This is a genomic window from Shewanella sp. HN-41, from assembly GCF_000217915.1.
Taxonomy (GTDB): domain Bacteria; phylum Pseudomonadota; class Gammaproteobacteria; order Enterobacterales; family Shewanellaceae; genus Shewanella.
The window spans coordinates 1-16,777 of record NZ_AFOZ01000005.1 but is presented as its reverse complement, the minus strand read 5'-3'; the positions used below and the strand labels follow the sequence as shown (position 1 = coordinate 16,777).

At 47.2% G+C, this 16,777-nt stretch carries 10 protein-coding genes and 2 pseudogenes; all 12 read right to left on the bottom strand.

The window, feature by feature from the left end; all coding sequences use genetic code 11:
• Positions 1-51 precede the first annotated feature (51 nt).
• A pseudogene (gene tuf / locus SOHN41_RS00750) lies at positions 52-1,238 on the bottom strand (elongation factor Tu).
• A 71-nt stretch (positions 1,239-1,309) separates the two neighbouring features.
• Positions 1,310-3,407: pseudogene (gene fusA / locus SOHN41_RS00745) on the bottom strand (elongation factor G).
• A gap of 78 nt (positions 3,408-3,485) precedes the next feature.
• Entirely contained in the window at positions 3,486-3,956 is a 471-nt protein-coding gene (gene rpsG / locus SOHN41_RS00740; protein ID WP_007644345.1) for a 30S ribosomal protein S7, read from the bottom strand.
• A gap of 80 nt (positions 3,957-4,036) precedes the next feature.
• A complete protein-coding gene (rpsL, locus tag SOHN41_RS00735) occupies positions 4,037-4,411 on the bottom strand; it encodes a 30S ribosomal protein S12 (RefSeq protein WP_037457737.1) in 375 nt (124 codons plus the stop codon).
• 179 nt (positions 4,412-4,590) lie between these two features.
• The gene (gene rpoC / locus SOHN41_RS00730) at positions 4,591-8,808 is read right to left on the bottom strand and encodes a DNA-directed RNA polymerase subunit beta' (RefSeq protein WP_007644343.1); all 4,218 of its coding nucleotides are present in this window, start codon (positions 8,806-8,808) and stop codon (positions 4,591-4,593) included.
• Positions 8,809-8,890: 82 nt separating this feature from the next.
• Entirely contained in the window at positions 8,891-12,922 is a 4,032-nt protein-coding gene (rpoB, locus tag SOHN41_RS00725) for a DNA-directed RNA polymerase subunit beta (RefSeq protein WP_007644338.1), read from the bottom strand.
• A 242-nt stretch (positions 12,923-13,164) separates the two neighbouring features.
• Positions 13,165-13,533, bottom strand: coding sequence for a 50S ribosomal protein L7/L12 (gene rplL / locus SOHN41_RS00720; RefSeq protein ID WP_007644333.1), 369 nt, complete (start codon positions 13,531-13,533; stop codon positions 13,165-13,167).
• 54 nt (positions 13,534-13,587) lie between these two features.
• Positions 13,588-14,088, bottom strand: coding sequence for a 50S ribosomal protein L10 (gene rplJ / locus SOHN41_RS00715; RefSeq protein WP_007644320.1), 501 nt, complete (start codon positions 14,086-14,088; stop codon positions 13,588-13,590).
• Between the two features lie 268 nt (positions 14,089-14,356).
• The gene (gene rplA, locus SOHN41_RS00710) at positions 14,357-15,058 is read right to left on the bottom strand and encodes a 50S ribosomal protein L1 (protein ID WP_007644318.1); all 702 of its coding nucleotides are present in this window, start codon (positions 15,056-15,058) and stop codon (positions 14,357-14,359) included.
• A 4-nt stretch (positions 15,059-15,062) separates the two neighbouring features.
• Complete coding sequence (gene rplK, locus SOHN41_RS00705) at positions 15,063-15,491, bottom strand: 50S ribosomal protein L11 (RefSeq protein ID WP_007644302.1); 429 nt, start codon at positions 15,489-15,491, stop codon at positions 15,063-15,065.
• Positions 15,492-15,618: 127 nt separating this feature from the next.
• On the bottom strand, positions 15,619-16,170 hold the full coding sequence (nusG, locus tag SOHN41_RS00700) for a transcription termination/antitermination protein NusG (RefSeq protein WP_007644300.1): 552 nt from the start codon (positions 16,168-16,170) through the stop codon (positions 15,619-15,621).
• A gap of 9 nt (positions 16,171-16,179) precedes the next feature.
• Entirely contained in the window at positions 16,180-16,551 is a 372-nt protein-coding gene (secE, locus tag SOHN41_RS00695) for a preprotein translocase subunit SecE (RefSeq protein ID WP_007644299.1), read from the bottom strand.
• Positions 16,552-16,777: the final 226 nt, after the last annotated feature.

The window sequence follows — 16,777 nt, the reverse complement described above, 5'->3', positions numbered from 1 at the left end:
ATAAAAAGGAAGCCTAGGCTTCCTTTTTCAGCATTGTCTCTAAGCTCGCGATTAAGCGAAAATCTTAGCTACAACACCAGCGCCTACTGTACGGCCACCTTCACGGATTGCGAAGCGTAAACCTTCGTCCATCGCGATTGGGCAGATCAGTGTCACTTTCATCTTGATGTTGTCGCCTGGCATTACCATCTCTACGCCTTCTGGCAGTTCGATAGTACCGGTTACGTCAGTTGTACGGAAGTAGAACTGTGGACGGTAGCCTTTGAAGAATGGAGTGTGACGTCCACCTTCTTCTTTTGACAGCACGTATACTTCTGATTCAAAAGTAGTGTGTGGGTTGATTGAACCTGGCTTCGCTAATACTTGACCACGTTCTACGTCATCACGCTTAGTACCACGTAACAAAATACCACAGTTCTCACCTGCACGACCTTCGTCAAGCAGTTTACGGAACATTTCTACACCGGTACATGTTGTTTTAGTCGTAGCGCGAACACCAACGATTTCAACTTCGTCGCCTACGCGAACAATACCACGCTCAACACGACCTGTAACTACTGTACCACGGCCAGAGATTGAGAATACGTCTTCGATTGGCAGTAGGAACGGCTTATCGATGTCACGTTGTGGTTCTGGAATGTAAGAATCCAGTGCCGCGGCTAATTCAATGATCTTCGCTTCCCACTCTGGCTCGCCTTCTAGCGCTTTCAGAGCTGAACCTTGGATTACTGGTAAGTCATCACCTGGGAAATCGTATTCTGATAACAGTTCACGAACTTCCATCTCTACTAGTCTCTAACAGTTCTTCGTCATCTACCATGTCACATTTGTTCATGAACACGATGATGTACGGTACGCCTACTTGGCGAGACAGCAGAATGTGCTCACGAGTTTGTGGCATTGGACCGTCTGTTGAAGCTACTACTAGGATCGCGCCGTCCATCTGTGCAGCACCAGTGATCATGTTTTTAACATAGTCAGCGTGGCCTGGGCAGTCTACGTGAGCGTAGTGGCGTGAAGGCGTGTCATATTCGATGTGAGAGGTATTGATGGTAATACCGCGCTCACGCTCTTCTGGAGCGTTATCGATTTGAGAGAAGTCTTTAGCTTCGCCACCGTAGGTCTTAGCCAGTACGTGAGAGATAGCTGCAGTCAGAGTGGTTTTACCATGGTCAACGTGACCAATGGTGCCCACGTTTACGATGAGGCTTAATACGTTCAAATTTAGCTTTTGCCACGATATATTCCTTTCTTTTCAGAATAGTCCAGTCAAAGCTGGACCATATAACATTTATGTCGTAACTGGAAATTAGCTACGAGATTCAATAATCGCTTTCGCAATGTTTTGCGGTGCATCAGAGTACTTCAAGAACTCCATAGAGTACGAAGCACGCCCCTGAGTTGCAGAGCGCAAATCAGTCGCATAACCAAACATTTCAGAAAGAGGCACTACAGCATGGACTATTTTGATGCCACCAAAGCCATCATCCATACCTTCAATCAAAACCACGACGACGGTTTAAATCACCAACCACGTCACCCATGTAGTTCTCAGGGGTAGTTACTTCTACTTTCATGCAAGGCTCGAGCAACACAGGTTTCGCCTCAAGCGCACCCTTTTTGAAGCCCATAGAACCCGCAATTTTGAACGCCATTTCATTCGAGTCCACATCATGATATGAACCATCGAACAGAGTGACCTTCACGTCCAACACAGGGAAGCCAGCGAGTACGCCGTTCTTCATCTGTTCTTGGATACCTTTATCAACCGCAGGAATGAATTCACGAGGAACCACACCCCCTACAATCGCATTGATAAATTCGTAACCAGCGCCTTCTTCATTAGGCTCTAGTTTTAACCAAACATGGCCGAATTGTCCACGACCACCTGATTGGCGTACAAATTTACCTTCCGCTTCAACTGATCCACGAATGGTCTCACGGTAGGCCACTTGTGGCTTACCTACGTTACATTCGACACCAAATTCACGACGCATACGGTCGACGATGATGTCTAAGTGTAACTCACCCATTCCTGAAATCAGAGTTTGTGATGATTCTTCGTCAGTTTCAACCCGGAATGATGGATCTTCCGCTGCAAGCTTTTGCAGCGCGATACCCATCTTATCTTGGTCAGCTTTAGACTTAGGCTCAACGGCAATGGTAATTACTGGCTCAGGGAACTCCATACGTTCCAAGATCACTTTATGATCGTTATCACAAAGCGTATCACCCGTAGTCACCTCTTTTAAGCCAATAGCCGCGGCAATATCACCAGCACGAACTTCTTTCAGTTCAGTTCGATCGTTCGCGTGCATTTGCACGATACGGCCGATACGTTCACGTTTCTGTTTAACAGAGTTGTAAACGCCAGAACCCGATTCGAGTACGCCTGAGTACACACGGATAAAGGTTAGAGTGCCTACGAATGGATCTGTAGCAATCTTAAATGCCAATGCAGCAAAGGGCGCATTGTCATCTGATGGGCGCTCTACTTCTTGCTCATTGTCGTCGATGCCCTTGATTGGAGGCACATCAACGGGAGCTGGCAAGAATTCCACTACCGCATCGAGTACCGCTTGAACGCCCTTGTTCTTAAATGCAGAACCACAGGTCGCTAAAACGATTTCATTATTTATAGTACGTTGACGCAGCGCTTTTTTGATCTCGTCTTCTGATAGCGTACCTTCTTCAAGGTATTTATCCATCAGTTCGTCCGAGGCCTCGGCGGCAGCTTCAATCAGATACTCATGCATTTCAGCAGCTTTGGCCGCTAAATGCGCTGGGATCTCTTCATAAGTAAAAGTCATCCCCTGGTCTGCTTCATTCCAGTTGATGGCTTTCATCTTGATTAAATCGATCACGCCAGTGAAGTTTTCTTCTGAACCGATATTCAATTGGATCGGTACACAAGTGGCCCCTAGGCGAGTTCTGATTTGTTTCACTACACGTTCAAAGTCCGCACCTGCACGGTCCATCTTGTTAACAAATACCAGGCGTGGAACGCGGTATTTATCAGCTTGACGCCATACGGTTTCCGATTGGGGTTCAACACCAGAAGAACCACAAAAAACCACCACAGCGCCGTCAAGAACGCGCAAAGAACGTTCAACTTCAATAGTAAAGTCAACGTGACCAGGGGTATCGATGATATTGATGCGGTGTTCAGTGAATTGAGCATCCATACCACGCCAGAAGGTTGTTACAGCGGCAGAGGTAATAGTAATACCACGCTCTTGCTCTTGAACCATCCAGTCAGTGGTCGCGGCGCCGTCATGCACCTCACCGATTTTATGAGACAAACCGGTATAGAACAGAACACGTTCTGTTGTGGTGGTTTTACCTGCATCCACATGAGCACAAATACCGATATTACGATAACGCTCAATTGGGGTTATACGAGCCACGATTATACCCTCTCCACCAAGACGGTTGTCTTGGCAATATCAACAACAATGGTGTGGGCCTAAGCCCACACCATCAGATTACCAACGGTAATGAGCAAAGGCCTTGTTAGCTTCAGCCATGCGGTGCACGTCTTCACGCTTCTTAACAGCAGTACCTTTGTTTTCAGACGCATCTAGCATTTCACCTGCTAGACGTAAAGCCATAGATTTTTCACCACGCTTACGGGCAGCTTCAACTAACCAGCGCATCGCCAGTGCGTTACGACGCACAGGACGAACTTCACATGGTACCTGGTACGTAGAACCACCAACGCGACGAGATTTAACTTCGACGGATGGGCGAACGTTGTCCAGGGCTGCTTCAAGGATAACTAAATGGTTTTCGCTTTTCTTTTCAGCGATAACGTCTAGTGCCTTGTAAATGATTTTTTCTGCAGTCGACTTTTTGCCGTCTTGCATAATGACGTTGATGAACTTAGCCAGCAACTCACTGTGAAACTTTGGATCTGGTAGGATTTTACGTTGTCCTACAACGCGACGTCTTGGCATAACAATTCTCCGTATGCTTCAGGGATTTCCAAAACTGGAATTCTCAAAATAAACTAGCTTGGCCTTACTTAACGGATACGTTAAGACTTAGGACGCTTTGCACCGTACTTAGAACGACTTTGACGACGTGAACTCACGCCAGCACAGTCTAGTGCGCCACGAACAGTGTGATAGCGAACACCTGGTAAGTCTTTAACACGACCACCACGGATTAAGATCACGCTGTGTTCCTGCAGGTTGTGGCCTTCACCGCCGATGTACGAAGTTACTTCGAAACCGTTAGTTAGACGCACACGAGCTACTTTACGTAGTGCAGAGTTAGGTTTTTTAGGGGTAGTAGTGTACACACGTGTACAAACACCACGCTTCTGTGGGCACGCATTCAACGCAGGCACGTTAGTCTTGTCGACTTTTGGCGCGCGTGGCTTACGTACCAACTGGTTTACAGTTGCCATGTATAGCTCCGAGTCAGTTGAATCAAACTCAACGATAAGGTGTGAAAAATCTATATCCCACAATGGTGGGACGCGGAATTTTAGAAAGGTAATGCCGGACTGTCAAGAAATAGCCAACTTTTGCGGCATTTTACAAGAAAAAAGGCGCCATAGGCGCCTTTTTGTTACAAACTGATTACTTAATCTTGGCTACCAGCCAAGTTTAACAGATCAGCGAGGTTCTGCTCGGCTTCACTTGCAGTGATCTTATTCACTACAACTGGCTCGTCTTTCTTAGCACGGGCATCATTACGGGTCTTATGATAAGCATAACCAGTACCGGCTGGGATCAGACGGCCTACGATCACGTTTTCTTTCAGACCACGCAGTTGATCGCTCTTACCACCTACGGCGGCTTCGGTCAGTACACGTGTCGTTTCTTGGAACGATGCTGCAGAGATAAACGATTCTGTTGCCAGAGACGCTTTAGTGATACCCAGCAGTTCACGTTCGAAGGTCGCAGGCACTTTACCTTGAGCAATAAGTTCGCGGTTAGCGATCTTCACGCGTGACACTTCAGCTTGTTCCCCTTCGAGGAACTCAGTGTCGCCCGAGGAAGTGATCAAGCACTTACGCAGCATTTGACGGATGATCACTTCGATATGCTTATCGTTGATCTTCACGCCCTGCAGACGGTAAACATCCTGCACTTCGTTCACAATGTAGTTAGCTACGTTGTGGATGCCACGCAGACGCAGAATGTCATGCGCCGCTTCTGGACCGTCGGCAATAACTTCACCACGTTCGACTTTTTCACCTTCGAACACGTTTAAGTTACGCCATTTCGGGATCATCTCTTCGTATTGATCGCCACCATCGGCAGGTGTAATTACCAGACGACGCTTGCCTTTGGTCTCTTTACCAAACGAGATGGTACCAGAGATTTCAGCCAGAATTGCAGGCTCTTTTGGTTTACGCGCTTCGAACAAGTCAGCAACGCGTGGCAGACCACCGGTGATGTCGCGTGTCTTAGACGATTCCTGCGGAATACGTGCTAACGCGTCACCCACGTTGATTTGCGCGTTGTCGTCAAGGTTAACGATCGCACTGCCGGGTAAGAAGTACTGTGCTGGAACTTCAGTACCTGGGATCATCAGATCACTACCGTCGGCGCCAAGCAGGCGGATCATTGGGCGCATTTCTTTGCCCGCTGTACCACGCTGACCTACGTCTAGGATCACGATCGATGATAGACCTGTCAGTTCGTCTGTTTGACGTGTCATAGTGACACCGTCAATCATGTCCACGAACTTGATGCTACCCGCTACTTCAGAAATGATTGGGTGAGTATGTGGGTCCCAGTTAGCGATGATATCGCCCGCTTCAACCGCTGCATCTTCCAACTTCTCAAGCACAGTACCGTATGGCACTTTGTAACGCTCTTTCTCACGACCCAGCTCATCGATGACGGCCAGCTCAGAAGAACGAGAAACGATAACCAGTTTGCCGTCGCTGTTGGTAACATGCTTAGCATTATGCAGTTTCAATGAACCCGAGTTTTTCACTTGGACGTTGTTTTCTGCAGAAGCACGCGATGCCGCACCACCGATGTGGAAGGTACGCATCGTTAACTGTGTACCTGGTTCACCGATGGATTGTGCTGCCACAACACCAATGGCTTCACCGTGGTTGATGATATGGCCACGGGCCAAGTCACGACCATAACAGGCTGCACATACACCGAAATCGGTATCACAGGTAATAACCGAACGTACAATCACTTCGTCGATTGAGTGTTCTTCTAACTTGTCACACCATGCTTCATCGAGCAGGGTGTTACGTGGTGCCAGAATATCTTCTGTACCGGGGAAGAATACATCTTGAGCAACCACACGACCCAGCACGCGTTCACGTAATGGCTCAACTACGTCACCACCTTCGATCAGCGGCTTCATTGTCAGACCTTCGTGGGTACCACAATCGTCTTCGATGACCACTAAATCTTGGGCAACGTCAACCAGACGACGCGTCAGATAACCCGAGTTCGCTGTCTTCAATGCGGTATCGGCTAGACCTTTACGCGCACCGTGAGTAGAAATAAAGTACTGGAGTACGTTCAGACCCTCACGGAAGTTAGCGGTAATTGGCGTTTCGATGATTGAGCCGTCAGGCTTAGCCATCAGACCACGCATACCCGCCAACTGACGGATCTGTGCGGCACTACCACGAGCACCCGAGTCGGCCATCATATAGATGCTGTTAAACGAGGCTTGTTTCTCTTCAACGCCATCACGGTTAATCACTGTCTCAGTTGACAGGTTTTCCATCATAGCTTTAGAAACTTTTTCGTTGGCACTTGCCCAGATATCGATAACTTTGTTGTAACGCTCACCCGCAGTTACTAGACCAGATTGGAACTGCTCTTGAATTTCAAGAACTTCCGCTTCAGCGTCGGCAACTAAGGTGTACTTCTCAGCTGGGATCACCATGTCGTCGATACCGACAGATGCACCAGAGATAGTCGCGAAACGGAAACCGGTATACATCAATTGGTCAGCGAAGATAACAGTATCTTTCAGACCTAATTGACGGTAACAAGTGTTCAGTAGCTTAGAGATCTGCTTCTTGCCCATGTTCTGGTTAACCAGATCAAACGACAAACCTGCTGGCAGAATAAGTGACAGCAGAGCACGACCCACAGTCGTATCAACGATACGGCGTTGTTCGCTGCGCTCACCATTGTCACCAATAATGGTTTCAGTGATACGCACTTTCACGCGGGCATGCAGTTCAGCAGCGCCAGTTGCATAAGCTTTTTCAACTTCAGCAACGGACATAAATGCCATACCTTCACCACGGCCGTTGATACGCTCACGGCTGGTGTAGTACAGACCCAATACCACGTCTTGAGACGGAGTGATTACAGGCTCGCCGTTCGCTGGTGACAGGATGTTGTTGGTAGACATCATCAGGGCACGGGCTTCAAGCTGCGCTTCCAGTGTTAACGGTACGTGTACCGCCATTTGGTCACCGTCGAAGTCGGCGTTGTATGCCGCACAAACGAGTGGGTGTAACTGGATTGCTTTACCTTCAATCAGCACGGGTTCGAACGCTTGGATACCCAGTCTGTGCAGTGTTGGTGCACGGTTGAGCATCACTGGATGTTCGCGGATCACTTCGTCCAGAACGTCCCAAACTTCCGCCACTTCACGCTCTACCATCTTCTTAGCCGCTTTGATGGTTGTCGCTAAGCCACGACCTTCCAGCTTGCCATAGATGAATGGCTTGAACAGTTCCAATGCCATCTTCTTAGGAAGACCACATTGGTGCAGACGTAAAGTAGGACCTACGGTAATTACCGAACGACCAGAGTAGTCGACGCGCTTACCTAACAAGTTCTGACGGAAACGACCTTGCTTACCTTTGATCATATCGGCCAAAGATTTCAGAGGGCGTTTGTTAGAACCGGTGATAGCACGACCACGACGACCGTTATCTAATAGCGCATCAACAGACTCTTGTAGCATACGCTTTTCGTTGCGTACGATAATGTCTGGCGCAGCTAAATCTAACAGACGCTTCAAACGGTTGTTACGGTTGATCACGCGGCGATACAGATCGTTCAGATCTGAAGTCGCGAAGCGGCCGCCATCGAGCGGTACCAGCGGACGTAAGTCAGGAGGTAACACAGGCAGTACTTTTAAGATCATCCACTCAGGCTTGTTGCCTGAAGTGTAGAATGCTTCCATCAGCTTAAGACGTTTAGTCACTTTTTTGCGACGAGTCTCAGAGTTGATTGAAGGTAATTCTTCACGCATTTGTTCGATTTCTTTCGCTAAATCGATAGCACGTAACAGTTCAAGCACTGCTTCGGCACCCATTTTAGCTTCGAATTCGTCACCGTATTCTTCTAATGCATCCAGATAAGTTTCTTCTGTCAGCATTTGGCCACGTTCAAGGCTGGTCATGCCAGGCTCGATCACGACGAAAGATTCAAAATACAGTACGCGCTCGATATCACGCAGCGTCATATCCAGCATTAAGCCGATACGGGACGGCAGTGATTTTAAGAACCAAATGTGGGCAACTGGGCTAGCCAGTTCGATGTGACCCATACGCTCACGACGTACTTTAGTTTGGGTGACTTCAACACCACACTTTTCACAAATAACACCACGGTGCTTCAAACGTTTGTACTTACCGCACAAACATTCGTAATCTTTGACTGGGCCAAAGATACGCGCACAGAACAGACCTTCACGCTCAGGCTTGAAGGTACGGTAGTTGATGGTTTCTGGCTTCTTAACTTCACCAAAAGACCAAGAACGGATCAGATCAGGCGATGCCAGACCAATTTTGATGCCGTTAAATTCTTCAGTCTTGCTTTGCTGTTTCAGAAACTTTAATAAGTCTTTCACGTTTCTCTCCTGAAGGAGTTAAACCGGGTGCACCGCTCACACGGTGCACCATTCTGTTGCCAAACGCGGCTACTGCCTGCGCTTATTCCTGATCCAACTCGATATTAATACCGAGTGAACGGATCTCCTTCAGTAATACGTTGAAGGACTCTGGCATGCCAGGTTGCATCTGATGGTTACCGTCAACGATGTTCTTATACATCTGAGTACGACCGTTAACGTCATCCGATTTCACGGTGAGCATTTCTTGAAGCGTATAAGCGGCACCGTATGCTTCCAGTGCCCACACTTCCATCTCCCCGAAACGCTGACCACCGAACTGAGCTTTACCGCCCAGAGGCTGTTGAGTCACTAAGCTGTACGAGCCGGTAGAACGGGCGTGCATCTTGTCATCAACTAAGTGGTTCAGTTTGAGCATGTACATGTAACCTACTGTTACTTGACGCTCAAATTCGTTACCGGTACGACCATCATACAACTTCAGCTGGCCAGAGGTTGGCAAGCCTGCAAGCTCAAGCATCTGCTTGATCTCTTTCTCTTTAGCACCGTCGAATGCAGGAGTCGCAATCGGGATACCGCCTTTCAGGTTTTGGGCAAGACGCATCACTTCATCATCGGTGAATGAATCGATATCGACGCGCTGCTGCACTTCGTCACCTAACTCATACACTTGCTTGATGTAACCACGTACTTCAGCCAGCTCGCGCTGTTCTTCAAGCATTGCAGTGATCTTGTTACCAATCCCTTTAGCCGCGGCGCCCATATGGACTTCAAGTACCTGACCAATGTTCATACGTGATGGAACGCCTAACGGGTTCAATACGATGTCTACTGGGTTACCTTGTTCGTCATATGGCATATCTTCGATTGGGCAAATCTTAGAGATAACACCCTTGTTACCATGACGACCCGCCATCTTGTCACCAGGTTGAATCGTACGCTTAACCGCTAAGTAAACCTTAACGATCTTCAGTACGCCTGGCGCCAAGTCATCACCTTGGGTGATCTTGCGACGCTTGATTTCAAACTTCTTATCAAAGTCTGCTTTCAGCTCTTCATGCTGTTCAGCTAATTGCTCAAGTTCAGTTTGTTTTGCTTCATCGTCAATGACTTGAACCAATACATCCTTACGTGGCATAGCTGCGATTTGTGTTTCTGTGAAACCCGCACCTAATAATAGGTTGCGTGCACGGCTCAATACACCTTCTTCAAGGATCTTGAACTCTTCGCCTAAGTCTTTACGCGCTTGGGCGATGTGCATTTCTTCGATTTCAACAGCACGTTTATCTTTTTCAACGCCGTCACGGGTAAATACCTGAACGTCGATGATAGTGCCCTTAACAGAGTTAGGTACACGCAGTGAGCTGTCTTTCACATCAGACGCTTTCTCACCGAAGATAGCACGGAGTAACTTCTCTTCTGGTGTCAGCTGTGTTTCGCCTTTTGGCGTTACTTTGCCGACCAGAATATCGCCGCCCTTCACTTCTGCACCGATGTAAACGATACCTGACTCGTCGAGTTTCGACAGGGCAGATTCGCCTACGTTTGGAATGTCAGCGGTGATTTCTTCACTACCCAGCTTAGTATCACGAGCGATACAAGACAGCTCTTGAATGTGGATAGTAGTGAAACGGTCTTCCTGCGCTACACGCTCAGAAATTAAGATCGAGTCTTCGAAGTTGTAACCGTTCCAAGGCATAAACGCGATACGCATGTTCTGGCCAAGGGCTAAGTCACCTAAGTCAGTAGACGGACCGTCTGCTAACACGTCACCACGAACCACTGGCTCACCAACGGCACAACAAGGGCGTTGGTTAATACAAGTGTTTTGGTTAGAACGGGTGTATTTAGTCAGGTTATAAATGTCGATACCAGCTTCGCCTGGGCGTAGCTCATCTTCATTGACTTTAACAACGATGCGGCTCGCATCGACATAATCGATCACGCCGCCACGCTTAGCTGACACCACAACACCTGAGTCGACAGCCAGCGTACGTTCAATACCAGTACCTACTAACGGCTTTTCAGAGCGCAGAGTTGGTACCGCTTGACGTTGCATGTTCGCACCCATCAATGCACGGTTAGCGTCGTCGTGTTCTAAGAACGGGATCAGTGACGCAGCAACAGAAATAATCTGTTGTGGCGATACGTCCATGTATTGAATGTCAGATGCGCGCATAAAGGTAGATTCACCTTTGTGACGGCAAGCAATCTGTTCTTCAACCATGCGGCCTTGTGAGTCAACTTCGATGTTCGCCTGTGCAATCACATAGCGACCTTCTTCGATTGCCGACAAGTATTCCACTTCGTCAGTGATCACACCGTCTACCACTTTGCGGTATGGTGTTTCTAGGAAGCCGTAGGAGTTAGTACGGGCAAAGCTTGCTAATGAGTTGATTAGACCAATGTTTGGACCCTCAGGGGTCTCAATTGGACATAAACGACCATAGTGCGTTGGATGTACGTCGCGGACTTCGAAGCCTGCACGTTCACGGGTCAAACCACCTGGGCCAAGGGCAGAAATACGACGCTTATGCGTTACTTCTGACAGCGGGTTGTTTTGGTCCATGAATTGTGACAGCTGAGAAGAACCGAAGAACTCTTTCACTGCAGCAGAAATTGGCTTAGCGTTGATTAAATCCTGTGGCATCAGCTCGTTCAGATCGCCTAAAGATAGACGTTCACGCACGGCGCGCTCAACACGGACTAAACCTACGCGGAATTGGTTTTCAGCCATTTCACCGACGCTACGAATACGACGGTTGCCTAAGTGATCGATATCGTCAACTTCGTCGAAACCGTTACGGATATGAATGATGTTCTTCATTACCGCGACGATGTCTTCTTTAGACAATACACCGTTACCTTCGTCATCGGGAATACTCAGACGACGGTTGAACTTCATACGACCGACTTTAGACAGGTCATAACGTTCTTCGCTGAAGAACAAGTTCTGGAATAAGGCTTCGGCTGCATCTTTGGTTGGTGGCTCGCCAGGACGCATCATGCGATAGATCTCAACCAGCGCTTCTAAGCGGTTAGTGGTTGAATCGATACGCAGCGTATCTGAAATATAAGCACCGTGATCTAGCTCGTTAATATATAACGTGCTGATATCTTTAATGCCAGCCAGTGATAATTTCGCCAGATCTTCTAGGCTGATTTCACTGTTGGCAGACACTAACACTTCACCCGTGTCCGGATCGATATAATCTTGAGCAGCATATTTGCCCACGATATATTCAACTGGCACTTCGAGTTCAGTGGTATTGGTTTTTTCTAACTGGCGAATATGGCGCGCAGTAATACGGCGACCCGCTTCAACCAATACAGAACCCTCGGCATCCTTAATGTCATAGCTGGCAGTTTCGCCGCGTAAACGCTCAGGAACCAACGCCATCACTAACGTATCTTTCTTGATCTTGAACTCAACGCGTTCGAAGAACAGATCGAGGATCTCTTGAGTTGAATATTCTAATGCGCGCAGAATGATAGTCGCAGGTAATTTACGGCGACGGTCGATACGTACGAAAAGCGCATCTTTAGGATCGAATTCAAAGTCAAGCCATGAACCACGGTAAGGAATAATTCGCGCGTTATACAGCACCTTACCTGATGAGTGGGTTTTACCACGGTCATGATCGAAGAACACGCCTGGGCTGCGGTGTAATTGAGATACGATTACACGCTCAGTACCGTTGATAACGAAAGTACCGTTATCCGTCATCAATGGGATATCACCCATATAGACTTCTTGTTCTTTAATATCCTTTACAGTGCCCGCCGCTGCTTCACGGTCATACAACACCATGCGTAATTTAACGCGTAGTGGTGCTGAATACGTAACACCGCGGATCTGACACTCTTTCACATCAAAAACAGGCTCGCCAAGCTTATAGCTGACGTATTGCAGTTCTGAATTACCAGAAAAGCTCTTGATGGGAAAAACGCTACGGAAGGCGGCTTCAAGACCGCGCTCACCGGTAGGATCTTGATCGGTGAACTTCTTAAAAGAGTCTAACTGAATAGACAAAAGGTAAGGAATATCCAACACCTGTGGACGCTTACCAAAGTCTTTGCGAATACGCTTCTTTTCAGAATAGGAGTAAACCATGGGTTTCCTCTGCTTACGAGATGTGACCAAGACTGAATCAATAACTTATGTCATTACATTCAGCACGTTTGCCCATCACCGTTGATGGCAAGAACCTAACCAGTAATCTCTGCTAGGGACTGCAAAATCTGGCGACAAACGGTGAAAAAAAATCGCCGGCGCATATAGCGCAAAAAAGGCCGACGGTTAAAAAACCGCCAGCCTCCACCCAAGTGGCTTGGGTGAGCAAGCTAAATAATAGCTTACTTGATTTCTACTGAAGCACCAGCTTCAACTAGTTCTTTCTTCAGAGCTTCAGCTTCTTCTTTAGAAACGCCTTCTTTAACTGCTACTGGAGCAGCTTCAGACATAGCTTTAGCTTCTTTCAGGCCTAAACCAGTTGCGCCACGGATGGCTTTAATTACTGCAACTTTGTTGTCGCCGTGTGCAGTCAGAATTACGTTGAATTCTGTTTGCTCTTCAACAGCAGCAGCAGCTTCGCCACCACCAGAAACAACAGCAGCAGCGGCAGAAACGCCGAACTTCTCTTCCATTGCTTCGATCAGTTCAACAACTTCCATTACAGACATAGCTGCAAAGGCTTCTAAGATTTGGTCTTTAGTGATAGACATAACAAATGTTTCCTATTGTTCTGAATTCAATTTCATTAAGCAGCCAGCTTGAAATTAAGCGGCTTCTTGTTTTTGATCGCGCAGGGCGGCCAGTGTACGAACGAACTTGCCAGCAGATGCTTCTTTCATAGTCATCATTAACTGAGCTAGTGCTTCTTCGTATGTTGGCAGTTTCGCCAAACGATCAATGTCAGCTGCAGGGATGAAATTCCCTTCAAAGGCTGCGCCTTTAACTTCGAAGTTAGCTTGCTCTTTAGCAAAGTCTTTTAACAGACGAGCTGCAGCACCTGGGTGCTCGTTAGAGAAAGCAATCAAAGTTGGGCCAGTGAACGTCTCTGCTAGGCACTCAAAAGCTGTACCTTCAACAGCACGTTTAGCTAGCGTGTTACGTACTACACGTACATAAACACCAGCTTCACGCGCTTTTTTACGCAGACCGGTCATAGCACCTACAGTTACACCGCGTGAATCGGCGGCTACTGCAGATAGCGCACCTTTGGCAGCTTCGTTGACTTCAGCAACAATCGCTTTTTTGTCTTCGAGTCTTAATGCCATTGGCTTTACTCCTGGATTCTACCTAGGGTATTCCCTAGTATTTACCATACTAAATACTTATGTATTTAGTGACTTACGGTGCAGATTATCCAGTAAAAAAATTTAGCTGGGGCCTGACACCGTCTACGCAGGAAATTAAGTAAACCGTTAAAGTAAACACCTGCGGTCTTGGACGGAAGCCTAATTTTTAACACCCCAAAAAGGGCATAAAACAGGCTTCAACCCACAAAGTGCGCGCATTATAGACTAATGCGCGTACCTTGTAAAATTAGTTAGCTGTATCGAGAGTCGCTTGGTCGACAGCAACACCTGCACCCATAGTGGTGGAGATGCTCACTTTCTTCACGTATACACCTTTTGCAACTGCAGGCTTAGCCTTTTTCAGTGCAGTGATTAACGCTTCCAAGTTTTCTTTCAATTGAGCTGGTGTGAAATCCACTTTACCGATAGTAGTGTGGATAATACCATTCTTGTCGTTACGGTAACGAACTTGACCAGCCTTGGCATTCTTAACAGCTTCAGCAACGTTTGGCGTTACTGTACCTGTTTTAGGGTTAGGCATTAAACCACGTGGGCCTAAGATTTGACCTAACATACCAACAACGCGCATTGCATCTGGAGATGCGATAACTACGTCAAAGTTCATTTCACCGGCTTTGATTTTCTCAGCCAGATCATCCATACCAACTAGCTCAGCGCCAGCTGCTTTAGCAGCTTCAGCATTTGCACCTTGTGTAAATACTGCAACGCGAACGTCACGACCAGTACCGTGTGGCAACACTGTTGCACCACGAACGTTTTGGTCAGATTTACGTGGGTCGATACCCAAGTTAACTGCTACGTCTACGCTTTCAACGAATTTTGCAGTTGCTAATTCTTTTAACAGAGCAACAGCTTCGTTGATATCGTAGCTTTTAGTGCCGTCAACTTTCTCGCGAATTACGCGCATGCGTTTAGTTAGCTTTGCCATTATATTAATCCTCTACAACCAAACCCATTGAACGCGCAGTACCTTCGATTGAGCGAGTCATCGCTTCAATGTCAGCACCAGTCATATCGGCAGCTTTAGTTTCAGCAATTTCCTGAATCTTAGCGCGAGCGATAGTTCCAACTTTCTGAGTGTTAGGACGTGGAGAACCTGATTTCAGGCCTGCAGCAGTCTTCAGTAAGTAAGACGCTGGCGGAGTCTTAGTTTCAAAAGTGAATGAACGGTCACTGTAAACAGTGATCACGACTGGAATAGGCATGCCTTTTTCCATTTTTTCTGTACGGGCGTTAAACGCTTTACAGAATTCCATGATGTTCACACCTTTTTGACCCAAAGCTGGACCAACTGGTGGTGAAGGGTTCGCAGAACCTGATTTTACTTGCAGCTTAATATAAGCATCAATCTTCTTTGCCATCTGACATTTCCTCAGTTTGGGTTCAAACGCGCATCAGCGACATGCCGACATGCTCCCCCGAAAACAACGGGTGCGGATTATATAGAAATCCGCACCCGTTGCCAAACGGATTTTGTAGTTTATTTAATCAGCCTTTTTCGACCTGACTAAAATCGAGCTCAACCGGTGTCGAACGACCAAAGATCATTACCGACACTTTCACGCGGCTCTTATCATAGTCCACCTCTTCAACGGTACCGTTAAAGTCAGCAAATGGACCATCACACACGCGGACCACTTCACCGGGTTCAAAGATAGTTCTGTGAGTTGGTGAAGCCGTAGTTTCTTGTAAGCGACGCAGGATAGCTTCCGCTTCTTTATCTGAAATTGGGGCAGGACGATCAGAGGTTCCGCCAATAAAGCCTAAAACACGCGGGATGCTTTTGACTAAATGCCAGCTGTCATCGTTCATTTCCATCTGCACTAACACATAGCCAGGGAAAAACTTACGTTCACTCTTACGACGCTGACCTGCACGCATTTCAATAACTTCTTCAGTCGGAACTAATACTTCACCAAAGTATTGCTCCATGCCGTGCATCTTAATGTATTCAATCAGTGACTTACAAACTCGGCCTTCATAGCCAGAGAATGCCTGCACTACATACCATCTTTTTTTAGCTTCTTTAGCTTCAGTCATTCGAGGTGCCTATACGCCAGTGATAAAATTGACAATTCGCATTAACACAGCATCCATACCCCAAAGAACCAGAGCTAAGATACCTGTTGCAGCAAGGACAATAAAAGTGGTGTTAAGCGCTTCTTGACGCGTTGGCCATACAACCTTACGCACTTCAATTTGCGACTCACGAGCGAAAGCCAAGGCTTTTTTACCCTTTTCTGTCTGTAGCGCAATAAAACCAGCAATAGCGAATGCAACGATAACGCCAAGCGCGCGTATGACGGCACTCGTTTCGCTATACATTTGATTGCCAATAACAGCAGCGGCCAGCAAAATGATCGCTAAACCCCACTTCACGATATCCAGAGAATTGTTCTGGTTTTCAGTATTTGTTGTCATCGGTTATTCCGTTACTCAATACGGCCTGAGCTTGAGCACAATAATTAGGGACATAGGACCCAGTTACAATACGCTTTTTGATACTCTGCATTTCCGAACACCCCTAGAAACGCAATCGCATAAGCTCAGGGTCAAAAATCGGCCATAGATTGTATTCTTATTCGACTTTGTAAGCAAGGATGCGCAGTCGATGCAAGCCACAAAACCTAGCAAATAATCGACTTAA